Source organism: Ventrimonas faecis, assembly GCF_040096075.1.
GTDB classification, from domain to species: domain Bacteria; phylum Bacillota; class Clostridia; order Lachnospirales; family Lachnospiraceae; genus Brotaphodocola; species Brotaphodocola faecis.
This window is the reverse complement of record NZ_JBBMFJ010000018.1, coordinates 1-21,135: the sequence shown is the minus strand read 5'-3', so window position 1 is coordinate 21,135 and position 21,135 is coordinate 1. Positions and strand designations below refer to the sequence as shown.

Annotated in this window: 21 protein-coding genes and 1 pseudogene; 20 read left to right on the top strand and 2 right to left on the bottom strand. The window is 50.8% G+C overall.

All coding sequences use genetic code 11. The annotated features are described in order from the left end of the window. The first annotated feature begins 27 nt into the window (after nucleotides 1–27). The 16 genes from WMO41_RS09480 (at nucleotide 28) to atpC (ending at nucleotide 13,674) form a co-directional block, all read left to right on the top strand. A complete protein-coding gene (locus tag WMO41_RS09480; protein ID WP_177291526.1) occupies nucleotides 28–177 on the top strand; it encodes a hypothetical protein in 150 nt (49 codons plus the stop codon). A gap of 157 nt (nucleotides 178–334) precedes the next feature. Beyond that, a complete protein-coding gene (locus WMO41_RS09475) occupies nucleotides 335–799 on the top strand; it encodes a VanZ family protein (RefSeq protein WP_177291527.1) in 465 nt (154 codons plus the stop codon). Beyond that, the gene (locus WMO41_RS09470) at nucleotides 796–1,128 is read left to right on the top strand and encodes a calcium:proton exchanger (RefSeq protein ID WP_177291528.1); all 333 of its coding nucleotides are present in this window, start codon (nucleotides 796–798) and stop codon (nucleotides 1,126–1,128) included. The genes WMO41_RS09475 and WMO41_RS09470 overlap by 4 nt, the downstream gene beginning before the upstream one ends. Nucleotides 1,129–1,150: 22 nt before the next feature. Continuing rightward, entirely contained in the window at nucleotides 1,151–3,232 is a 2,082-nt protein-coding gene (locus tag WMO41_RS09465; RefSeq protein ID WP_349229531.1) for an aminopeptidase, read from the top strand. A gap of 245 nt (nucleotides 3,233–3,477) precedes the next feature. Then, complete coding sequence (gene purE, locus WMO41_RS09460; protein WP_177291307.1) at nucleotides 3,478–3,993, top strand: 5-(carboxyamino)imidazole ribonucleotide mutase; 516 nt, start codon at nucleotides 3,478–3,480, stop codon at nucleotides 3,991–3,993. A 104-nt stretch (nucleotides 3,994–4,097) separates the two neighbouring features. After that, nucleotides 4,098–5,129 (top strand): phosphoribosylformylglycinamidine cyclo-ligase, encoded by a 1,032-nt coding sequence (gene purM, locus WMO41_RS09455; protein WP_349229567.1) that lies wholly within the window; start codon nucleotides 4,098–4,100, stop codon nucleotides 5,127–5,129. After that, the gene (purN, locus tag WMO41_RS09450) at nucleotides 5,123–5,719 is read left to right on the top strand and encodes a phosphoribosylglycinamide formyltransferase (RefSeq protein ID WP_349229530.1); all 597 of its coding nucleotides are present in this window, start codon (nucleotides 5,123–5,125) and stop codon (nucleotides 5,717–5,719) included. The genes purM and purN overlap by 7 nt, the downstream gene beginning before the upstream one ends. A 72-nt stretch (nucleotides 5,720–5,791) precedes the next feature. After that, nucleotides 5,792–7,066: a phosphoribosylamine--glycine ligase gene (gene purD / locus WMO41_RS09445; protein WP_349229529.1), complete on the top strand. Its 1,275-nt coding sequence runs from the start codon at nucleotides 5,792–5,794 to the stop codon at nucleotides 7,064–7,066. 256 nt (nucleotides 7,067–7,322) lie between these two features. Next, nucleotides 7,323–8,009: a F0F1 ATP synthase subunit A gene (locus WMO41_RS09440; protein ID WP_349229528.1), complete on the top strand. Its 687-nt coding sequence runs from the start codon at nucleotides 7,323–7,325 to the stop codon at nucleotides 8,007–8,009. A 62-nt stretch (nucleotides 8,010–8,071) separates the two neighbouring features. After that, nucleotides 8,072–8,296: an ATP synthase F0 subunit C gene (gene atpE / locus WMO41_RS09435; protein WP_118534383.1), complete on the top strand. Its 225-nt coding sequence runs from the start codon at nucleotides 8,072–8,074 to the stop codon at nucleotides 8,294–8,296. Between the two features lie 33 nt (nucleotides 8,297–8,329). After that, entirely contained in the window at nucleotides 8,330–8,821 is a 492-nt protein-coding gene (gene atpF, locus WMO41_RS09430) for a F0F1 ATP synthase subunit B (protein WP_349229527.1), read from the top strand. Next, nucleotides 8,814–9,326, top strand: a complete 513-nt coding sequence (gene atpH, locus WMO41_RS09425; RefSeq protein WP_349229526.1) for an ATP synthase F1 subunit delta — start codon at nucleotides 8,814–8,816, stop codon at nucleotides 9,324–9,326. The genes atpF and atpH overlap by 8 nt, the downstream gene beginning before the upstream one ends. A 10-nt stretch (nucleotides 9,327–9,336) precedes the next feature. Then, nucleotides 9,337–10,875, top strand: a complete 1,539-nt coding sequence (atpA, locus tag WMO41_RS09420) for a F0F1 ATP synthase subunit alpha (protein ID WP_349229525.1) — start codon at nucleotides 9,337–9,339, stop codon at nucleotides 10,873–10,875. Continuing rightward, a complete protein-coding gene (gene atpG, locus WMO41_RS09415; protein WP_349229524.1) occupies nucleotides 10,842–11,735 on the top strand; it encodes an ATP synthase F1 subunit gamma in 894 nt (297 codons plus the stop codon). Before atpA ends, atpG begins: the two co-directional genes overlap by 34 nt. A 23-nt stretch (nucleotides 11,736–11,758) precedes the next feature. Next, nucleotides 11,759–13,165 (top strand): F0F1 ATP synthase subunit beta, encoded by a 1,407-nt coding sequence (gene atpD / locus WMO41_RS09410; protein WP_349229523.1) that lies wholly within the window; start codon nucleotides 11,759–11,761, stop codon nucleotides 13,163–13,165. Between the two features lie 80 nt (nucleotides 13,166–13,245). Then, the gene (gene atpC / locus WMO41_RS09405) at nucleotides 13,246–13,674 is read left to right on the top strand and encodes an ATP synthase F1 subunit epsilon (protein WP_349229522.1); all 429 of its coding nucleotides are present in this window, start codon (nucleotides 13,246–13,248) and stop codon (nucleotides 13,672–13,674) included. An 18-nt stretch (nucleotides 13,675–13,692) separates the two neighbouring features. Here the strand turns inward: atpC and WMO41_RS09400 are convergent, their stop codons facing one another. After that, nucleotides 13,693–14,595, bottom strand: coding sequence for a LysR family transcriptional regulator (locus tag WMO41_RS09400; protein WP_349229521.1), 903 nt, complete (start codon nucleotides 14,593–14,595; stop codon nucleotides 13,693–13,695). A 280-nt stretch (nucleotides 14,596–14,875) separates the two neighbouring features. Here WMO41_RS09400 and WMO41_RS09395 point away from each other — a divergent pair, with 280 nt between their 5' ends. Both WMO41_RS09395 and WMO41_RS09390 read left to right on the top strand, forming a co-directional pair. Beyond that, nucleotides 14,876–16,234: an MATE family efflux transporter gene (locus WMO41_RS09395; protein ID WP_349229520.1), complete on the top strand. Its 1,359-nt coding sequence runs from the start codon at nucleotides 14,876–14,878 to the stop codon at nucleotides 16,232–16,234. Between the two features lie 997 nt (nucleotides 16,235–17,231). After that, entirely contained in the window at nucleotides 17,232–18,266 is a 1,035-nt protein-coding gene (locus WMO41_RS09390) for a threonine aldolase family protein (RefSeq protein WP_349229519.1), read from the top strand. Here the strand turns inward: WMO41_RS09390 and WMO41_RS09385 are convergent. After that, a complete protein-coding gene (locus WMO41_RS09385) occupies nucleotides 18,261–19,160 on the bottom strand; it encodes an AraC family transcriptional regulator (RefSeq protein ID WP_349229518.1) in 900 nt (299 codons plus the stop codon). The two genes, WMO41_RS09390 and WMO41_RS09385, sit on opposite strands and share 6 nt — an antisense overlap. A gap of 268 nt (nucleotides 19,161–19,428) precedes the next feature. Here WMO41_RS09385 and WMO41_RS09380 point away from each other — a divergent pair, with 268 nt between their 5' ends. Together WMO41_RS09380 and WMO41_RS09375 are read left to right on the top strand one after the other, a co-directional pair. After that, nucleotides 19,429–20,661, top strand: coding sequence for a Zn-dependent hydrolase (locus WMO41_RS09380; protein ID WP_349229517.1), 1,233 nt, complete (start codon nucleotides 19,429–19,431; stop codon nucleotides 20,659–20,661). 52 nt (nucleotides 20,662–20,713) lie between these two features. Further along, a pseudogene (locus tag WMO41_RS09375) lies at nucleotides 20,714–20,827 on the top strand (Rid family hydrolase); the annotation flags it as partial. Nucleotides 20,828–21,135 lie beyond the last annotated feature (308 nt).

The following is a 21,135-nucleotide window of genomic DNA, read 5'->3' as shown; positions in this document are numbered from 1 at the left end:
GCGTCGCAGCGGAGTGAGGAGATTTTTATGGAAAGGGTTTATAAGACCATGCAGCGCACCGGCGCGTGCAGCATCGCAGTGGGAGTCATCATTCTGGTGACCGGCGTGACCGTGGGCATCATGTCCATCGTCTGCGGCGGACTGCTGTTAAAGCGCAAGGGCGAGATTACATTTTAGATGGACAGAGGGCTGGGGAATGTTTGCAGGGCGGGCGTTCCTCAGCAGATTATTACGAAAAGATACAGGGGGCGGCAGTTTCTGCGACAGGTTTCGGGCGGAGACTGCCTCTTTGCTTGTAGTGTTTGTATTATAAAAAGGAGTTTTGTCGGAAAGTATGATCAGGAATACGACCAGAAATCAGAAGCTGGGCTGGGTGCTTTTCATTGCTTACCTGGCCTTGCTGGTTTATTTTATGTTTTTTGCGGAATCCCTTGGGCGCAATCCGGATCTGCGGGAGTATTCGTACAATCTGGAGCCATTTAAGGAAATCCGGCGTTTTTATAAATATCGAAAATCACTGGGAATGGAAGCATTCCTTTTAAATATTGTGGGCAACGTAGTAGGTTTCATGCCGTGCGGGTTCTTTCTGCCGATCATCAGCCGCAGAAGCAAAAAGTTTTATAATACGTTTCTGTTCAGCTTCTGTTTGAGCCTGTGCATTGAAATCACCCAGCTGGTCTTCCGGGTGGGAAGCTTTGATGTTGATGACCTGTTTTTAAATACACTGGGTGGCATGCTGGGCTTTTTCACCCACCGGGTGGTACAAAAAGTCCGGATCAGAAGGAGAAAACGGAAATGATGAAAAATAAGAAAAAACGCATATCCTATATCCGTAAGCCCATGCCGAAGCAGAGCTTTTTCTGTCTGGCCTTTGCCGTGGTGGGGCTTGTCTGTTTCTGTTTTAGTCTTGGAAACAGCATTGTAAACCAGGGAAGCGGCGGACCGGATGTGGCAGCCTGGGCACTGACCAGCCTGCTGTTTTCCGTGGAGGCCGTGATCTGCGGTGTGAAAACACTGAAAATGAAGGAAGTCAACTATATTCTGGCACGGATTGGCACCATCGTGGGTGGAGTTTTGCTGTTCTGCTGGCTTGGCATGCTGGTGATCGGTGTGCTGACTGTGATTTAGCTTCAGGAAAGGATATTAATATATGGTGAAATATCAGGAATTATGGAATGAGGAAAATACAAATATCAGGGAGCGGTATGATCTTGCCATGGAGCGGATTTTAGAGATCCCGTCTGAGGAGCGGGTGGCGGAGCCGTATCGCAGCTATTTTAACCAGATGGCAGCATTTACCGCACAGATTGAGGAACTGGCAAGGCTGCAGCTGCGGGAGGACTTAGACGGTTTTACGCTGGAAGAACTGCAGCAGTTAAACCACAAACTTTACGCGGATATTCTGCCGGAGCATTATGCGGAAAGCTATGCCGATCCGGTCTATGCGGTGCGGATGCTGGGCGCCGATCTTGGCCCGCTGCTTTCTGCTTTTTACGCACAGTTTCGGGCAGCCATTGTCTTTGCTTATGAATGCAGACTGACCGACATTACGATTTTGTGTGAGACGCTGATTGAGATTTACAACATGTTTGAGGATGGCGAGCCCCAGGCGCGGGCTGTGCGGGATGTTCTGTACTGGTTCTTCAGCGACTATACCGATGTAACGCTGACCTACCGCATCCGGGAACAGCTGGATCCGGGCTTAAGTTTTGCAAAAGACATTATCATGGAGTCGGACTTAAATGATCTTCGCTATCTGTACCGGTTTGGTGAATACATTTCCGATTCCGAACTGCAGATTGCTTCCTACTTAAATTCCCTGCCGGAGGAGACCATTGAGAAGATGGCATCCACCTACACAGAGGGCTACCGCAAGGGCTTTGAGGTGATGGGACGTGATCTGTCTAAGAAAAAGACCGTGTCCATCCGTTATGAGCTGGGCTTTGAGCGTATGATCCGGGCAGCCATCCGTCAGTTTGAGGAGATGGGGCTGGAGGTGATCTTATACCGTGCAGCTGTGTGGTCTGTGACCATGAGTCCGAACCGTAAGATTGGTTACCACGGCACCTCTGCCAACATGCAGTTTGACTACGATCACCGCTATGACCAGGCCATTTACCTGGACAAGGCCTTTAAGGAGCGCAAACTGGCTGTGCTGCGCACCGCTTATGAAAACTGCAAGAAGCAGGCGACAGAGTATGCCGGACCGGCCGTGGTGGAGACCTTTGGCGAGGATGGCTTTGAGCCGGTGAACAAACCGGAGGCTTATGCGTTGAGCGAAAAGCAGGAGGAACTGCAGATTGCCTACTCCAACGAGGCGATGCCGGTGGTGAACCAGTATATTCCTGGGGATGAGACCAGCTTCACTATCATCGCATTCCCGGTACCGGCGATTGGCAAGGATTTTGCAGAGATTTTCCATGAGACTATCCGCATCAATACGCTGGATTATGAGGAGTACAAAAAGATCCAGCAGAACCTGGTAGATGTGCTGGATCAGGCAGAGTATGTGACCGTAACCGGCAATGCAGGGGCAGGCAATGAGACGCAGATGAAGATTTTTCTGCACACCCTGACAGATCAGGCAAAGCAGACGAACTTTGAAAACTGTGTGGCCGATGTGAACATTCCGGTGGGCGAAGTATTTACTTCCCCGGTGCTGGCCGGAACCGAGGGTCTGCTCCATGTGAGCCAGGTTTACATTGGAGATTTTCAGTTTAAGAACTTCCGGATGGAATTCAAGGACGGAAAGATCACCAATTACTCCTGTGACAATTTCTCAGACCCGGAGGAAGGCAAGAAGCTGATCCGCCAGCAGATCTTAAAGAACCATGACACTTTGCCCATGGGCGAGTTTGCCATTGGAACCAACACTACGGCTTACGCAGTGGCGCAGAAGTACGGCATCATGGACAAATTCCCAATTCTGATCGCGGAGAAGACCGGCCCGCATTTTGCGGTGGGGGATACCTGCTACAGCTGGAGCGAGGATTCTGCCGTGTACAATCCGGACGGCAAGGAAATTATTGCAAGGGATAACGAGATTTCTTTATTAAGAAAAGAAGATGTTTCCAAAGCATATTTCGGATGCCACACCGATATCACAATCCCGTATTCCGAGTTGGGGGATATCACGGCAGTCTGCAGGGATGGACGGAAGCTTCCGCTGATCCAGAACGGACGGTTTGTGGTTGCAGGAACAGAAAAACTGAATGAAGAGCTGGATGGCTGATCCGGTCCGGCCGGAAATGAATCCATTTCGAACAGAGGAGAGAGGCTGGCTGCAGCAGGAGAAATTCTGCGGCGGCGGGCTTCTTTTTTGACGTTTTTTTGTATACAATGGATGCTTCAGCCCATGATTTCTACATTTTCCGTATTGACTGCCTATGGAAAATCAGTTATCATGTTAATAAGCAATGCTTTAAACAACATAATCACTTATTAGTAAAAATGATAAACTAAAAAGGAGATCTTACAATGGCAAAAGTAGGAATTGTAATGGGCAGTGATTCAGATATGCCAGTTATGGCAAAGGCAGCAGAGATTCTGGATAAGTTCGGAATCGATTATGAGATGACGATCATTTCCGCGCACCGCGAGCCGGATATCTTTTTTGATTGGGCGAAGAGCGCAGAGGAAAAGGGCATCAAGGTGATCATTGCAGGAGCCGGAAAGGCAGCACATCTGCCGGGTATGTGTGCAGCGCTGTTCCCGATGCCGGTTGTAGGAATCCCGATGAAGACCTCTGACCTGGGCGGTGTGGATTCCCTGTATTCCATCGTGCAGATGCCGTCAGGAATTCCGGTGGCCACCGTAGCCATCAATGGCGGTGCCAATGCCGGCATCCTGGCAGCAAAGATCCTGGCGACCTCTGACCCGGAGCTGCTGGCGAAACTCAAAAACTACAGCGAAGAGATGAAGAACGATGTCGTGAAGAAGGCAGATAAGCTGGAGAGCATCGGATACAAAGAATATCTGGCACAGATGAAATAGTTCAGGACACCAGGACCAGTGAAAAAGGGCTGAAAGCGCAGCGGATGCCCTGAAAATAGAAGACGAAAACAAATAACATGTGTGGATACATGGAGGATAAGAAGATGGATTACAAGAAAGCCGGAGTAGACATTGAGGCAGGATACAAGTCAGTAGAGCTGATGAAGGAACATGTAAAGAAGACCATGCGTGAGGAAGTGTTAGGCGGACTGGGCGGTTTCTCCGGCGCATTCTCCCTGGCTAAGATCAAAAACATGGAGGAGCCGGTGCTCTTATCCGGTACCGACGGCTGCGGTACCAAAGTAAAACTGGCCATCATCATGGACAAGCATGACACCATCGGTATTGATGCCGTTGCCATGTGCGTAAACGACATTGCCTGCGCAGGCGGCGAGCCGTTATTCTTTCTGGATTACATTGCCTGCGGCAAGAACTATCCGGAGAAGATTGCAGACATCGTAAAGGGTGTTGCAGAAGGATGTCTCCAGTCTGAGGCTGCCCTGATCGGCGGCGAGACCGCAGAGCATCCGGGCCTGATGCCGGAGGAGGATTACGATCTGGCCGGTTTTGCGGTTGGTGTCTGCGATAAGAAAGAGATGATTACCGGCGAACACTTAAAGGCTGGCGATGTGCTCATCGGCATGGCATCCACCGGCGTACATTCCAATGGATTCTCCCTGGTGCGCAAGGTATTTGAGAAGGAGCTGACCAAGGAAGGTCTGGATACTTATTATGATGCTCTTGGCAAGACTCTGGGTGAGGCACTTCTGGCTCCGACCCGCATCTATGTCAAGGCATTAAAGAGCGTGAAGAACGCAGGCGTGACCGTGAAGGCATGCAGCCATATCACCGGCGGCGGTTTCTACGAGAACGTTCCGCGTATGTTAAAGGAAGGTACCCGCGCTGTGATCAAGAAAGACAGCTACGAGGTACCGGCTATCTTCAAGATGTTGGCAGAGAAAGGCGACATCGCGGAGGAGATGATGTACAACACCTTCAACATGGGTATTGGCATGATCGTTGCCGTGGATCCGGCAGATGTGGAGAAGACCATGGAAGCCATCAAGGCCACCGGCGATGTTCCGTATGTGATTGGTTCCATTGAGGAAGGCGAAAAGGGAGTGACCTTATGTTAAGAGTCGGTGTCATGGTGTCCGGCGGCGGCACCAACTTACAGGCAATTCTGGATGCAGTGGATGCAGGCAAGATCACCAATGCCGAGATTGCAGTAGTCATCAGCAACAATCCGGGCGCCTATGCCCTGGAGCGGGCAAAGAAGCACGGTGTGGAAGCCCTGTGCATTTCCCCGAAGGACTATGAGAGCCGCGACGCGTTTAATGAGGCGTTTCTGGCAAAGGTAGACGAGTACCATCTGGATCTCATTGTGCTGGCCGGTTTCCTGGTAAAGATCCCGGCAGCTATGATCGAGAAATACGAGCATAAGATCATCAACATCCATCCGTCCCTGATCCCGTCTTTCTGCGGTGTGGGCTACTATGGACTGAAGGTGCATGAGGCAGCGCTGGCAAGAGGCGTGAAGGTGACCGGAGCAACGGTTCATTTCGTGGACAGCGGCATGGACACCGGCCCGATCATTTTGCAGAAAGCGGTGGAGGTACAGGAGGGGGATACCCCGGAAGTGCTGCAGCGCAGGGTTATGGAGCAGGCCGAGTGGAAGCTGCTTCCGCAGGCCATTGACCTGATTGCGAACGGGAAAATAAAATAAAAAAACGATAAGGGCAGACCGGCTAACTTCCGGTCTGTCTGTGGTGTAAGGAAAGACAGGAGGAACAGGCAGATGAAAATTTTGATCGTAGGCGGCGGCGGAAGAGAGCATGCCATTGCATGGAAACTGGCAAAGAGTCCGAAGGTAGAGAAACTGTACTGCGCACCGGGCAATGCAGGCATTGCAGAGGTGGCAGAGTGCGTGAACATTGGCGTGATGGAGTTTGACAAGCTGGTGGCATTCGCGAAAGAGCATGAGATTGACTTAACGGTGGTAGCACCGGATGATCCGTTGGCAGCAGGCGCAGTGGACGCATTTGAGGCAGCAGGCCTCCGTGCCTTTGGTCCGAGAGCCAACGCAGCGATTCTGGAGGGCTCCAAGGCATTTTCCAAAGACCTGATGAAAAAATACGGCATTCCGACTGCGGCTTATGAGACCTTCAACGACCCGGAAAAGGCACTGGCTTACCTCGAAACCGCAAAGATGCCGATCGTATTAAAGGCAGACGGCCTGGCACTGGGCAAGGGCGTTCTGATCTGCAAGGATCTGGAAGAGGCAAAGGCAGGCGTCAAGACCCTGATGATGGATAAGCAGTTCGGCTCCGCCGGGGATGAGATCGTCATTGAGGAATTCATGACCGGACGTGAGGTTTCTGTGTTATCCTTCGTAGACGGAAAGACCATCAAGATCATGACCTCCGCGCAGGATCACAAACGCGCGAAGGACGGCGATCAGGGACTGAACACCGGCGGCATGGGAACCTTCTCTCCAAGCCCGTTCTACACCCCGGAGGTGGATGCGTTCTGTAAAGAACACATTTATCAGAAGACGGTCGATGCCATGAAGGCAGAGGGCAGAGAATTTAAGGGCATCATCTTCTTTGGCCTGATGCTGACTGCAGACGGTCCGAAGGTACTGGAATACAATGCCAGATTCGGAGATCCGGAGACCCAGGTTGTGCTTCCGCGCATGAAGAACGATCTGGTTGATCTGTTTGAGGCCTGCATCGACGGCACCCTGGATCAGATTGAGCTGGAGTTTGAGGATAACGCGGCAGTCTGTGTCGTCCTGGCTTCCGCAGGTTATCCGGAACATTACGAGAAGGGCTTTGAAATCCGCGGCCTGGAGAACTTTAGAGACAAAGAAGGCTATTATGTATTCCACGCAGGCAGCAAGTTTGACGACCAGGGCCGTGTGGTAACCAACGGCGGCCGCGTGCTGGGCGTAACCGCAACCGGCAGCAACTTAAAAGAAGCCCGTGCCAATGCCTATAAGGCAACGGAGTGGATTGACTTCGATAATAAATATATGCGTCATGATATCGGACATGCGATCGATGAGGCATAAGGGATAAACATTACCAAAAAATAGAAAAACAGAAGCTGTATTTTCAAGATGAGCGAAAATACAGCTTCTGTTTTTTTGACGAAATCAAAACATCTTTTGAAAAAATACCCAATATTGCATCACCTGGATGCGAAAATTGTGTAAAATTTCAGTTAATAACGTGAATGTTATGTGATGATAAGAAAAATAAAATTGATAAGAAAAAAACAGATGCTTATAATTACGGACAGAGCGAAAGAGAAAGGAGTGTGAGTATATGGATAAGCTGGTGGAATCCCTGATGGAGGAATTAAACTGCAACACGGTATTTACCATTCCTTTGTTTGGCGGTATCCCGGTGCTGGAATCAGTGGTGGTTACCTGGATCATTATGGCCATCATGATGATCGGTTCGCTGATCCTGGTGAAGGGCCTGAAGATGAGAAACATCGGGAAGAAGCAGGCAGCTCTGGAAAGCGGCTTTACGTTTCTCTACCGTTTCTTTGCGGATCTTCTCGGCAAAGACGGAAAAGCGTATATTCCGTATCTGATCACGGTGATGCTTTATATTGCGATTGCGAACATGATCGGACTTCTGGGCTTCAAATCGCCGACGAAGGATCTGAATGTGACGGCTTCCCTTGCAGTGATGAGCATTGTGCTGGTGGAGGCAGCGGGAATCCGGAAACGGGGCATAAAAGGATGGCTCAAAAGCTTTGCGGAGCCGATTCCGATCATTGCGCCGATCAATGTACTGGAACTGTTTATCCGGCCGCTTTCCCTTTGTATGCGGTTGTTTGGAAACGTGCTTGGTGCAGTGGTTGTCATGGCGCTGATCAAGTATCTGCTTCCGGTGGTGGTTCCGCTTCCGTTCAGCGGATATTTCGATATATTTGATGGAGTGATCCAGGCTTACGTCTTTGTGTTCCTCACATCATTATATATAAAAGAGGCGGTCGAGTAAGCGCGAAAGCGACGGACCGCTGGTAAAAAGGTTAAAACGAGAGAGAAAAGGAGAAATGAATTATGTCAGGATTAATCGCAATCGGTGCAGCAGCAGCAGTTATCACAGGTGTTGGAGCAGGAATCGGAATCGGACTTGCAACCTCTAAGGCTGTAGACGCTATCGCAAGACAGCCGGAGGCAGACGGCAAGATCACCAAGGCGCTTCTTCTTGGCTGTGCGCTGGCAGAGGCTACCGCAATTTACGGCTTTGTAATCGGTCTTCTGATCATTCTCTTCCTGAAATAATCAAGAACTCGGAAGCAGAGAAGGGCAGGTACTATGTTAAACATAAATTTTTGGAATATTGCCTTTACGGTCATCAACCTTCTGGTGCTGTATCTGTTCCTGAAACATTTCCTTATGAAGCCGCTGATGGAGATCATGGAAAAGCGGCAGGCACAGGTGGAGGCAGATTTAAATGATGCCGCAAGTGAAAAGCAGGAGGCCATCCGGCTGAAAGAGCAGTATGAAGGCTCCCTGCGGGAAGCAGAGGATCAGGCCGGCCGGATTCTGGAAGATGCGAAGAAGATGGGCAGAACAGAATATGAAAAGATTCTGCGGCAGGCGGATGAGGACGCGGCAAAGAAACTGGAACAGGCTGACCGGATGATCGGCCTGGAGCGCGAAAAGACGTTAAGAGAGCTTCAGGGCCTGACGAAGGAGCTGGCTGCGACTGCGGCTGAGAAGCTTTTGAAGGAAAACAGCGGCCGGGAAGCGGACCGGAAACGGTTTGCGGCATTTCTGGCAGATACGGGGGAAAAGCATGACTGAACAGGCAAGACTTTACGGAACCGTGTTGTATGAGCTGAAGCTTCCGGAGACTATGATCCGGACCTGCGAAAGCATTCTGAGGGAAAATCCGCAGCTTGCGCAGGTTCTGAAAAGTCCGGTGATCCGGCAGAATAAAAAGGAAACCATCATCGACCGGGTTTTTCAGAGCCCGGACTTTTCCCGGAACATGCGGAATTTTCTGAAGAAGATCTGTGAGGCCGGATGCAGTGACCAGATGGAGGACATGGTTCGAATCCGGGATGAAAAGAGCCGCGAGGCGGCAGGGATTCTTTCCGCGAAGCTTCGCTATGTGACAGAGCCGGATGCGGCAGAAGTCAAGGCCATGAAAGAGCTTCTGTGTAAAACGTATGGAAAGAACAGCGTGGAGCTGTCCATGCAGGAGGCTCCGGAGCTGATCGGCGGTTTTGTGCTGCAGACCGGTGATGTGGAATATGACTACAGTCTGAGCGGACAGCTCAGGCGGATGTTCGAAGAAACTAGATAGGAGACAGAAGATGAGTACAATCAGTTCTCAGGAGATCATCTCCATCATAAAAGGAGAGATTGAAGATTTTGACGCCCACGCAGGGGAAACCCGGGAAACCGGAACCGTCATCTGGGTGGGCGATGGCATTGCCATTGTCTATGGCATCGATCATGCCATGTACGGGGAAATCGTGATATTCGAGTGCGGCGTAAAAGGCATGGTACAGGATATCCGGAAAAATGAGATCGGCTGCATCCTGTTTGGAAAGGATACGGAGATCGTAGAGGGAAGCCGGGTGACCCGGACGAAGAAGAGGGCCGGTGTTCCGGTCGGAAACGCGTTTTTAGGGCGTGTGGTCAATGCCCTGGGCGAGCCGATCGATGGTCTGGGACCGGCGAAAGAGGAGGACTGGCTTCCGGTTGAGGCTGAAGCGCCCGGTATTGTAGACCGTAAATCCGTCAGCGAGCCGATGGAGACCGGTATTCTGGCGATTGATTCCATGTTCCCGATCGGACGCGGACAGCGAGAACTGATCATCGGTGACCGTCAGACCGGTAAGACGTCCATTGCCGTAGACACCATGTTAAACCAGAAGGGCAAGGGCGTGATCTGCATCTATGTGGCCATTGGCCAGAAGGCTTCCACGATTGCCAAGCTGGTCAATACCTTAAAGACACACGATGCCATGGACTACACCATTGTGATGGCGTCTACTGCCAGTGATCCGGCACCGCTTCAGTATATTGCTCCGTATGCAGGTACGGCCATGGCGGAGTTTTTCATGCGTCAGGGCAGAGATGTGCTGATCGTCTATGATGATCTGTCCAAGCATGCAGTTGCTTACCGTGCATTGTCTCTGTTGCTGGAGCGTTCTCCGGGACGTGAGGCATATCCGGGTGATGTGTTTTATCTGCACTCCAGACTGCTGGAGCGGTCCAGCCGCTTAAGCGATGCACTGGGCGGCGGTTCCATTACGGCGCTTCCGATCATTGAGACACAGGCGGGCGATGTATCTGCGTACATTCCGACCAATGTCATTTCCATCACGGATGGACAGATCTTTCTGGAAAGTGACCTGTTCTTCTCCGGTCAGCGTCCGGCGGTCAATGTAGGACTTTCTGTATCCCGTGTGGGCGGCGCGGCCCAGACCAAGGCTATGAAGAAGGCCAGCGGAAGTATCCGTATTGACCTGGCCCAGTACCGTGAGATGGAGGTCTTTACCCAGTTCAGTTCCGATCTGGATGAGACCACCAAAGAGCAGCTGGCTTACGGAAAGCGTCTGATGGAGCTGCTGAAGCAGCCGCTTGGACGTCCGCTGTCCATGCCGGAGCAGGTCATCACTCTCTGTGCAGCAACTCACCGCGTGATGCTGGATGTGGAGGTAGAACGGATCAAGGACTTTCAGATGAACATGCTGGAATGGTTCGCGAACCATCATCCGGAGATCGGGAAAGAACTGGCAGAGAAAAAGGTTTTGAGTGATGAGCTGGCAGAGCGGATTACCGCGGCTGCGAAAGAGTTCAAGGAGGCAGTATGGCAAACGCAAGAGAGATCCAGAGCCGAATAAAGAGCATTCAGGATACCAGAAAGATCACCAGTGCCATGTATTTGATCTCTTCCACCAAGATGAAGAAGAGCAAAAAGCTTCTGGCAGATACGGAGCCGTACTTTTACACACTTCAGAGCCTGATCCACAGGATCCTGCGTCATATGCCGGATACCAGGCATGCGTATTTTGATGCGCGGGAAACAATTCCGAAGGAAAAACGGGTGCGCGGTCTTCTGGTCATAACCGGAGATAAGGGCCTGGCCGGTTCTTATAACCATAATGTGTTAAAGCAGGCTCAGGAATGGATGGAAGCCGGGAAAAACAACCGCTTGTATGTGGTGGGTGAGCTTGGACGTGCTTATTTTGAATCCAGGCAGCTGCCGATTGAGAAGCAGTTTCATTATACGGTCCAGAATCCGACCATGCACCGGGCACGCTGTATCGCGTCCACACTGATTGAGGATTTCATGGAAGGCCGGGTCGATGAGGTCTGGATTCTGTATACCCAGATGATCAACAGTATGAAAACGGAGACCAGAATGGAACAGCTTCTTCCGTTAAAAAGAGAGAATTTCAGTGGCATTTCCATTCCGGCAGACATTCATCAGGAGGAAATCCGCATGGTACCTTCGCCGGAGGCGGTTATGGACCATGTGGTACCGAACTATGTGACCGGTTTTATATTCGGTGCGCTGGTGGAGTCCTTCTGCAGTGAACAGAATGAACGAATGATGGCAATGCAGTCCGCCAGCGACAATGCTGCGGCCCTGCTTTCTGAGCTGTCTATGGAATATAACCGTCTGCGCCAGGCGGCCATTACCCAGGAGATTACCGAGGTAGTGGGAGGTGCCAGGGCACAGAGAAAGAAAAAGAGATAACAGGATAAGATAAGGAGAAAGTCATGAGCAAGGGAAAGATCATACAGGTCATGGGGCCTGTGGTAGATGTGGCCTTTGAAGATGGAAACCTTCCGCATATTCAGGATGCGCTGGTCGTAGAGAATCAGGGAAAGCGCTGCGTGATGGAGGTAGCCCAGCACATCGGCGGAGATGTGGTCCGGTGTGTGATGCTTTCCGCCAGCGAGGGACTTCACCGTGATATGGAAGTGGAGGCTACCGGAAGCGGTATTCAGGTACCGGTGGGAGAAAAAACACTGGGAAGACTGTTTAACGTATTAGGCGAGACCATTGATGGAGGTGAAAGCCTGGATGGAGAACAGAAATGGGTGATCCACCGTGATCCGCCTTCTTTTGAGGACCAGAGCCCGGTGGCAGAGATGCTGGAGACCGGCATCAAAGTCATTGATCTTCTGGCACCATACGCCAAGGGCGGTAAGATTGGTCTGTTTGGCGGTGCCGGTGTCGGAAAGACGGTGCTGATCCAGGAGCTGATCACCAACATTGCAACAGAGCATGGCGGTTATTCCATATTCACCGGCGTTGGTGAGCGTTCCCGTGAAGGAAACGATCTGTGGACGGAGATGGGAGAATCTGGCGTATTAAAAAAGACCGCGCTGGTATTCGGCCAGATGAATGAGTCCCCGGGTGCCAGAATGAGGGTAGCTGAGACCGGACTTACCATGGCAGAGTATTTCCGTGATGTGGAGCATCAGAATGTACTGCTGTTCATCGATAACATTTTCCGTTTTATCCAGGCCGGTTCCGAGGTATCGGCACTGCTTGGACGTATGCCGTCCGCAGTAGGATACCAGCCGACACTGGCTACTGATCTGGGCGAACTGCAGGAGCGGATCGCTTCCACGAAAAATGGTTCCGTTACTTCCGTCCAGGCCGTATATGTACCGGCTGATGATCTGACGGATCCGGCTCCGGCAACGACCTTTGCGCATCTGGATGCCACCACGGTACTCTCCCGAAAGATTGTGGAGCAGGGTATCTATCCGGCCGTGGATCCGCTGGAATCATCTTCCCGTATCCTGGAGGAGGATGTCGTTGGAAAGGAGCATTACCAGGTAGCCAACCAGGTAAAGGAGATGCTTCAGAAATACAAAGAGCTGCAGGATATCATCGCAATTCTGGGTATGGAGGAACTCTCGGATGAGGACAAGCTGACAGTAAGCCGTGCCAGAAAGATTCAGAGATTCTTGTCCCAGCCCTTCCATGTGGCTGAGAACTTTACTGGCATTCCGGGCAAATATGTGCCGGTAAAAGAAACAGTCCGCGGCTTTAAGGCCATCATTGACGGAGAGATGGATGCCTATCCGGAAGCAGCCTTTTTCAATGTCGGAACCATCGATGAGGTTGTGGAGAAGGCGCATAAGATGGCGCAGAACGCAGAAAACGGATGAGATGAAATTCCAAAACAGAAATCAGAACAGAAACCGTCAGGAAGAATCCTGGCGGTTCAAAACAGAAGGGAGCAAAAGCCATGTCGACATTCTGGCTTAAGGTCATAGCCAGTGACCATGTATTTTATGATGGCAGCTGTGAGGCACTGGTGGTGCCGGCCCATGATGGAGAGGTAGGAATCCTGCCGCACCGGGAAGCCATGATCCTGGCTTCACAGGAGGGCGAGCTTAGGTTTCGCATTCCAGGGGAAACAGACTGGCACCGGGCAGTAGTCGGACTTGGCATTGTCCAGGTGGCCAACAACCGTGTGACCGTTGTAGTGGACACGGCAGAGCGCCCAGAGGACATCGATCAGGTGCGGGCGCGCCAGGCGCTGGAGCGGGCAAAGGAACAGCTCCGTCAGAAGCAGAGCATCCGGGAATACCATATGTCCAGGGCCTCCATGGCGAGAGCCCTGAGCAGATTAAAAGCGAGCCAGCAGAAGGGCAGCTATTATAATGGGCTGTAAAATGCAGCTGTTCCCAGATTATTTCTGACACATAAGAAAATTACAGAAATCCGTGATAACGGGATTGTTCCGCCCTTTTTCAGAGCGGGTCAGCGTGATCTGGCGGCGGCAGACGCGGTCTTCAATATGAAGCAGCCGGACCGGAAACTGTTCCGGGGAGTCTGCCAGCTTTTCCGGGATGGTACCCCAGGAGTGCTGGGGCCAGAACCCGATTCCCATGCCGGCCGCGATCAGGTTGCGCACCGATTCCGTGGTGTCACTTTCAAATACAATATGAGGAGAAAATCCCTCCTCTTCAAAATAGCTGTTGGTGATCTGCCTGATAGGGTGGGAACCGGCAAGGCAGATATAATCCGCGTCTCTGGTCTCAGAGAGGCGGATTGTTGTTTTCTGACCAAAATCGGAATGAGTGGGAACGGCAAGGTAGAGCTCCTCCTCCAGCATGACCATGACATCGTCCGCAAAGTCATTGTGGGCACTGTGCTCCGAAACAGTGTCAGCCCTCCGGGCAGATACGCAAAGATCAAAGTTATCATCCTGATCCGGATTCTGATAGAGCTGGAAGCTCACCTCCGGATGAAGACTGCGGTAGGCAATGATGCGGCTGGTGATCAGGGAAGAAGCTGACAGCAGACGCAGATGGACGGTGTGGTTCATCTGGTACTTGCCTTTTTGAAGCTCCTCCGGAATCTGATCCAGACTGTTTAAGATGGGGATGAGCCGCTGCTGGAGAAAACGGCCTTCTTCGTTTAATTCAATACTCCGGTTATGGCGCGTAAAAAGCGGAACCCCAAGCTCGGCTTCCAGACGGTGGATCGACTGGGAAAGGGCAGGCTGCGCAATACGCAGATGTTCAGCAGCTTTTGTGATATGCTGGTACTGGGCTGCGACCAGAAAGTATCGTAATTGCAGTAATTCCATGATGTCACTCCTTATTGATTACGCTCGATGGTTATGTAATGAAATTATTATATCGGATAAAGGCAAAATGTCAAATGAAACAGAGCGCATAGTATGGTATGATGTAAGTAAACAGTTACTGTACACGGGTAGGCATTTTCTGAACTGAAAATGCCGTATGATATCGTGGTGGCAGCAGATTTTGCCGATTTGGAATGCGAAGCATCGGCAAAATCCGTTGCTGTTTGCGCAACGCGTGAACAGTAACAGTAAACAGTAACCAGGAGATGGAGGGATACAAATGATCACAGATTTGACAAAGGAACATCCGGATAAGATCCTCTGGCGTTTTTTGCTGCCGCTGATGATCAGTGTGATCTTCCAGCAGTTTTATAATATCGCGGACAGCATGATCGCGGGAAAATTTGCGGGGGAATCGGCACTGGGGGCAGTGGGAGCATCCTACCCGATTACGATCATCTACATGGCCTTTGCGGTGGGCATGAATCTGGGTGCTTCGGTGGTGATTTCCAGATTGTTTGGAGCCGGAGATAAGGCAGGGCTCAGGCGTGCGGTATCGACTGCATTTATTTCCGTGCTTGTGCTGAGTGTGGTACTCAGTGTATTTGGATATTTCTGCAGCGGAGCCATGATGCGCTGGATCCATACACCGGAAGATATTATGGCAGACGGTGTTCTGTATCTGAAGATTTATGTGTACGGTCTGAGCTTTCTGCTGTTTTACAACGTGTGCACCGGCATATTTACCGCGCTTGGCGATTCGAAAACGCCGCTGTATTTTCTGATCGGTTCTTCTCTGGGAAATATTTTTCTGGACTATCTGTTTGTGGCACAGTTTCAGTGGGGGGTAGCCGGTGTGGCATGGGCCACTTTCCTGGCGCAGGGCGTGTCGGCGGTGCTGGCATTTTTGACGCTGTGGCGCAGGCTTGCAGCATATACCAGGGAACTGGAGAGACAACCGCTGTTTGACAGAAGCCTGCTCTGGCGGATCATTTCTATTGCGGTGCCGAGCATTATGCAGCAGAGTGTGTTAAGCGTAGGAAACCTGTTTGTGCAGGAGATCGTGAACAGCTATGGATCTGCTGTGGTAGCCGGGTACTCCGGAGCTATCAAGTTAAATACCTTTGCCATCAACACCTTCATGACGCTTGGCTCCTGCCTTTCCAGCTACACGGCCCAGAATCTGGGCGCAGGAAAACCGGCACGCCTGTCCCTGGGCTTTCGAACCGGGATAAAGCTGGCAGAATTTGCAGCGCTGCCTTTCGTGATCCTATATTTTGTTTTCAGCCGGGGAATGATGGGACTGTTCCTGAATGCGGAGAGTGAAGAGGCAATCCATGCCGGAATGGCCTTTTTGCGGATCGTATCGCCTCTGTATTTTATGATTTCCATAAAGCTGATGACAGATGGTATTATCCGCGGCTCCGGGGCCATGGCCTATTTTGTAGCGGCAACGGTTCCGGACCTGATTTTGCGGATCGGGTTTGCGCATTTGCTGACACCAAAGTTTGGAAGCACCGGAATCTGGATGGCCTGGCCCTTTGGGTGGTTTGCGGCGACGGCGCTGACGATTCTGTTTTACCGGAAGGTGATAGAAAATTGCAATTATAGGACGGAACGAATAAAGGTCCGGAAGTGAAAGAGACCGCCTTCCTCTATTTTCACATATCGTTGTTTGCTTGCTCTCACAACACGCGTTCGCCTGCATCGGACTACATCCGCTGCATTCGTACACGTGTGTTCAAGATGCAAACACCTGATATGCTGAAAATCCCGGAAAGCGGTCTCATTCACTTCCTGCTGTATTGGTTCCGCTAGAGATAAAAAACCGCGCAAGCGCAATGTATTGGTTTAAACCTCTTACGCTTGCTTGCTATAGGATACCTGAAAAAAACGGACACATCAAGGTTATAACAAGCGCTTACGCGACCTTGACGTGTCCGTTTTCTCCAGGTATGGGCTAATCAAGCAATCCAAAGAGGCTCTGCCGGCACATAACTGCCGCCTTGGTCAGTATCCTTCCGGTCATAGCCTTTATTATCCTAACAAGACCAATACATGCCTGCAGCCACTATTCTTTTCGTAGCACAGCCAATAAAGCAGGGCGTGCGAGGAATTGGATTCTGGAATTTTCCGCATATCCAGGTGTTTGCATCTTGAGCACACATGTCCGAATGTGGCGGATGCTAATCCGACACAGGCGAACGCGTGTCAGCGAAAGCAAGCAAACAACGGATATGTGAAAATGTAAGAATTCAATTCCCAGTACGCCCGGACTCTTTATTAGTTCCGTCTCAATATTTTTATTATTTTGAAAGCCGCGCCCGGCCGCCGAGTGTTCTACGGGATATTCTGAAAGGTGAGCCTAGACACTGGCGATACGCAGAATGCGCATTCCTCCCGGAACCGGTGCAGCGGTTTTATTATAGCGCCGGGAATGAAAAAATGCAACGCTACAGCAGCTTTTTTATGGCATCCATGAGATAGAAGAACCATGCCAGCATCCTGCATCACCCCGCCTTCTGATAGTAGTATATGCAGAAAGCGGGATTCTTTCCGTGACAGAATGGGAACAGACTGCTATAATGGGGAAAAACGAAACGCATTTTATGCGGAGAAGAGGAGAGTCAAATATCATGATTCGTTTACACAATGATTACAACCGCGGCGCCTGTGCCAAAATTTTAGAGAAGCTGGCAGAGACCAATGCCGAAAGCTATGACGGATACGGAGAGGATACCTGGTGTGAAAAGGCAGCGGACCTGATCCGGAAAAAATGCAACGCACCGGAGGCAGCTGTTCATTTCTTCCCGGGTGCAACCCAGGCAAACTTTATTGTCCATGCGGCAGCGTTAAGCCCGATCCAGAGTGTCATCTGCCCGGATTCTGGTCATGTGTATGCCCATGAAGCCGGTTCCATCGAGAACACCGGGCATAAGCTGGTGCCGCTTCCATCTGCAGACGGAACCATTACGGCAGAGCAGATCTGCAAGGCAGTTAAATCTTATTATGAGGCAGGGGAGCCAAACTATCTCTGTGAGCCGAAAATGGTTTACATCTCTTTCCCGACCGAGTGGGGCACCCTGTATTCTGAGCAGGATCTGAAGGATATCCGCAAGGTCTGTGATGAATATGGCATGTATCTATTCGTGGACGGCGCGCGTCTGGGCTATGGGCTTGGTTCTGTGAAGAATGATGTGACTCTGGAGAAACTGGCAGAGCTGACCGATGTATTCTATATTGGCGGAACGAAATGTGGTGCGCTCTTTGGCGAGGCTCTGGTCATCACCAACGCCGGACTGGCACGGAAATTCCGCACCTATATGAAGCAGAACGGCGCAGTGCTGGCAAAGGGCTGGCTTCTGGGACTGCAGTTCTGTGCGCTTTTGGAGGATGACACCTACGAGAAGATGACTGCCCAGGCGGATGCCTACGCCATGGAAATCAAGGCAGCCTTCAAAGAAAAAGGTATCCCGGAGTTCGTGGACAGCTATACCAACCAGCAGTTCGTGATCGTGACTGACGAACAGGCAGAGCAGCTGGCAAAAGAGTATACTTTCGAGCAGGAGCGGACGCTGGAAGATGGACGCAAAGTCGTGCGGTTCTGCACCAGCTGGGCGACTACGGAAGCGGAGAAAGATCAGTTGATCGGAGATATCCGGGCATTATAAGGCTTCGCGCCCAAATTTGTTCCGGTATTTCAGAGGTGACATCCCGTAACTTAACCGGAACTGCTCTATAAAGTGACTGATCTGGTTATACCCCACATCGGCACTGATATCGGAGATGGATTTGTCGGTGTGGAGGATCATATTTTTCGCGGTGTAGAGGCGGTATTCGTTTAAATATTTGATGGGGGACATGTTGGTATATTTTTTAAAGAGGGCGGTGCAGCGGTTCTTGTTTAAGATCACGGAATCCGCAATGTCCTTCACGGAAAGCGGCTGGGCGAAATTGGCGTGGACGAAGCCAAGCATTTCGTGGAACAGCCGTGTTTCTTCCCGGTCAGGGGTTTCGGTATCTTCTTCAAATTCTTTCAAAATTTCTTCGAACACCTGGGATAAAAAGTTCATGACAGAGAAGTATCCAAGGGGTTCTTTTTTCCAGTTCTGGAGTTTTTTCAGCATTGTTATCTGATAGGGTTTTAACAGCAGCAGGGAATAGGCAAAGGCGTGGCTGTCCAGCATGGGCTGGATGTATTTCTTTAAAATCAGGGGATGAAAAATCTCCGGGGTAAAGTTGATGCACAGGGTTTTTACGTCGCTGGTGGTGGTGTGGGAACTGTGGAGCTGGTGGCTCTGGACTAGCACAAGCTTATCGCTTCCCAGTTTGAATTTATCTCCGTTGATGCAGTATTCCAGCTCGCCTTCGGAAATCCAGGTAATCTGCAGTTCATCGTGCCAGTGAAACGGAATGGAGTCCGAGGCCGCATGGATGAAATTTTGTGTATACATGGCAATGGGAAATTCCTCCGAGAGGAACATGCTTTCCTCCCGGAGATCTTCGTTGGTAGAAATGACAAATTCGATTCCGGCCTGGTTACATTTTGGGAATGACGCACTCATAAAACGATTCTCCTTCCTGAAAAATACAATGATTGCTTTTATGATATTTTATAGCACAAAACTGATAAAAAGGATAGTAAGTGAGAACAGGTTAGTATAAATCTGATAAAAATGAGGGGGATATTGATAGAATCCGATGCAGGAGACTGTTATACTGAGGTCACAAGGACAACAGAAGACAGCGAAGCTTTCAAAGGTGAAAAGTGATAAAACACTTACGGAAGTGACGAAACTTTGAAATCAGAAAAACGTACAGGAGGAACACATTATGTTATCTGTGAATGGGGCAAGATTACTGGAAAGAATCAATGAACTGGGAGCAATCGGCAAGGATGAAGAGGGAAGAAGAACCCGTCTTGCTGCTTCCGACACCGAGAAGCAGGGCAGAGACAAGGTAGTCAGTTGGATGAAAGATGCAGGTCTGAAGGTAGTGGTAGACCGCATCGGCAACATCTTCGGAATCTGGGAGACTGAGGAGAATAAGGACAAAAAGCCTCTGATGGTTGGATCCCACATTGATACTGTCATCAACGCAGGCCAGTATGATGGATGCCTGGGTGTCATCGGCGGCATCGAAGTCATCAAGACCTTAAAGGATGCAGGCTATCAGAGTGAGAGGCCGATCGTGGTTGGCGCCTTCACCAATGAGGAGGGTGTGCGCTACTCACCGGATATGATGGGCTCCCTGGTTTACGCAGGCGGACTTCCGGTGGATGAAGTATTAAAAACGGTCGGCACCGACGGTACCATCCTGGGTGAGGAGTTAAAGCGCATCGGTTACGAAGGAACCGTGGAGCCGGGATTCTTACAGCCGGAGGCATTCGTGGAGCTGCACATTGAGCAGGGACCGATCATGGATGTAGAGGGTGTGAAGATTGGCGCGGTTGAGAATCTGCAGGGCATTCACTGGCAGCGTGTCACCATTGAGGGTGTTGCAAACCACGCAGGAACCACCCCGACCAACTTAAGAGTGGATGCTGGTCTGGCCGCAGCAAAGATCAACGTGTTCTTAAGAGAGCTGGTGAAGAAATCCGGCGGCGTGGCAACCGTAGGCTGCATCGAGCATGAGCCGAACGCCATCAACGTCATTCCGTCCAAAGCCATTATGACAGTGGATTTAAGAAATCCGAACAAGGAAAAGCTGGATGCAGATGAGAAGACTCTTGCCGCTTACTTCAAAGAACTGGAGGAGACCGATCATGTCAAGATCAGCAGCGAGCGTCTGACTGAGTTTGATCCGGTTCCGTTTGATGAGGGTATCGTAAAGAAAATTGAGGCAGCAGCCGCAGCAAGAGGACTGAATACCCGCCGCATGACTTCCGGCGCAGGCCAGGATGCCCAGATGATGGCGCGCATCTGTCCGACTGCCATGATCTTTGTGCCGAGCATCAAGGGCATCAGCCACAACCCGAAGGAGTACACACCGGATGAGGACTGCGTAGCAGGCGCAAACGTATTCCTGGATGTTGTGAGCGAGATGGCTGGAGTACAGCAGAAGTAAAATACTGACCAGGTGCCGCGGGCAGGAACTGTGGCTGCGGCACCTGCCAGCATTCAACAGAGTGTATGCAGATTACTTCACCTCCAAGCCGGCAAGAAGCTGCGTCGCAGTAAAGGATCTGCCGAAGGGCATGCTGTGCGAGATCGAGGCCATTGCAGTCAAATAAAAATATAAGGGCAGATTCAATAAAAGAGCCGGGCGTGCGGGGAATTGCATTCTTACATTTTCACATATCCGTTGTTTGCTTGCTCTCACAACACGCGTTCGCCTGTGTCGGATTAGCATCCGCCACATTCGGACGTGTGTGTTCGAGAGGCAAACACCTGGATATGCGGAAAATTCCAGAATCCAATTCCCCGCACGCCCTACCTTATTAGCTATTTATTTATATTGCTATTTGAACTAAGTCGCTGCGCGACGGCCTGCCAAGGTTGTTGCGCAGCTTTTTCTTTCTCAAATAAAAAAGCAGTGACA

What these genes read in the sequence shown, in the direction of transcription:
- purE (WP_177291307.1), top strand. Translation starts at nt 3,478, where the DNA reads ATGGCAAAAGTAGGAATTGTAATGGGCAGTGATTCAGATATGCCAGTT.
- purN (WP_349229530.1), top strand. Translation starts at nt 5,123, where the DNA reads ATGTTAAGAGTCGGTGTCATGGTGTCCGGCGGCGGCACCAACTTACAG.
- WMO41_RS09395 (WP_349229520.1), top strand. Translation starts at nt 14,876, where the DNA reads ATGATCACAGATTTGACAAAGGAACATCCGGATAAGATCCTCTGGCGT.
- atpC (WP_349229522.1), top strand. Translation starts at nt 13,246, where the DNA reads ATGTCGACATTCTGGCTTAAGGTCATAGCCAGTGACCATGTATTTTAT.
- purM (WP_349229567.1), top strand. Translation starts at nt 4,098, where the DNA reads ATGGATTACAAGAAAGCCGGAGTAGACATTGAGGCAGGATACAAGTCA.
- WMO41_RS09380 (WP_349229517.1), top strand. Translation starts at nt 19,429, where the DNA reads ATGTTATCTGTGAATGGGGCAAGATTACTGGAAAGAATCAATGAACTG.
- WMO41_RS09400 (WP_349229521.1), bottom strand. Translation starts at nt 14,595, where the DNA reads ATGGAATTACTGCAATTACGATACTTTCTGGTCGCAGCCCAGTACCAG.
- WMO41_RS09480 (WP_177291526.1), top strand. Translation starts at nt 28, where the DNA reads ATGGAAAGGGTTTATAAGACCATGCAGCGCACCGGCGCGTGCAGCATC.
- WMO41_RS09465 (WP_349229531.1), top strand. Translation starts at nt 1,151, where the DNA reads ATGGTGAAATATCAGGAATTATGGAATGAGGAAAATACAAATATCAGG.
- WMO41_RS09470 (WP_177291528.1), top strand. Translation starts at nt 796, where the DNA reads ATGATGAAAAATAAGAAAAAACGCATATCCTATATCCGTAAGCCCATG.
- atpG (WP_349229524.1), top strand. Translation starts at nt 10,842, where the DNA reads ATGGCAAACGCAAGAGAGATCCAGAGCCGAATAAAGAGCATTCAGGAT.
- atpH (WP_349229526.1), top strand. Translation starts at nt 8,814, where the DNA reads ATGACTGAACAGGCAAGACTTTACGGAACCGTGTTGTATGAGCTGAAG.
- purD (WP_349229529.1), top strand. Translation starts at nt 5,792, where the DNA reads ATGAAAATTTTGATCGTAGGCGGCGGCGGAAGAGAGCATGCCATTGCA.
- WMO41_RS09390 (WP_349229519.1), top strand. Translation starts at nt 17,232, where the DNA reads ATGATTCGTTTACACAATGATTACAACCGCGGCGCCTGTGCCAAAATT.
- atpE (WP_118534383.1), top strand. Translation starts at nt 8,072, where the DNA reads ATGTCAGGATTAATCGCAATCGGTGCAGCAGCAGCAGTTATCACAGGT.
- WMO41_RS09385 (WP_349229518.1), bottom strand. Translation starts at nt 19,160, where the DNA reads ATGAGTGCGTCATTCCCAAAATGTAACCAGGCCGGAATCGAATTTGTC.
- WMO41_RS09475 (WP_177291527.1), top strand. Translation starts at nt 335, where the DNA reads ATGATCAGGAATACGACCAGAAATCAGAAGCTGGGCTGGGTGCTTTTC.
- atpF (WP_349229527.1), top strand. Translation starts at nt 8,330, where the DNA reads ATGTTAAACATAAATTTTTGGAATATTGCCTTTACGGTCATCAACCTT.
- atpA (WP_349229525.1), top strand. Translation starts at nt 9,337, where the DNA reads ATGAGTACAATCAGTTCTCAGGAGATCATCTCCATCATAAAAGGAGAG.
- atpD (WP_349229523.1), top strand. Translation starts at nt 11,759, where the DNA reads ATGAGCAAGGGAAAGATCATACAGGTCATGGGGCCTGTGGTAGATGTG.
- WMO41_RS09440 (WP_349229528.1), top strand. Translation starts at nt 7,323, where the DNA reads ATGGATAAGCTGGTGGAATCCCTGATGGAGGAATTAAACTGCAACACG.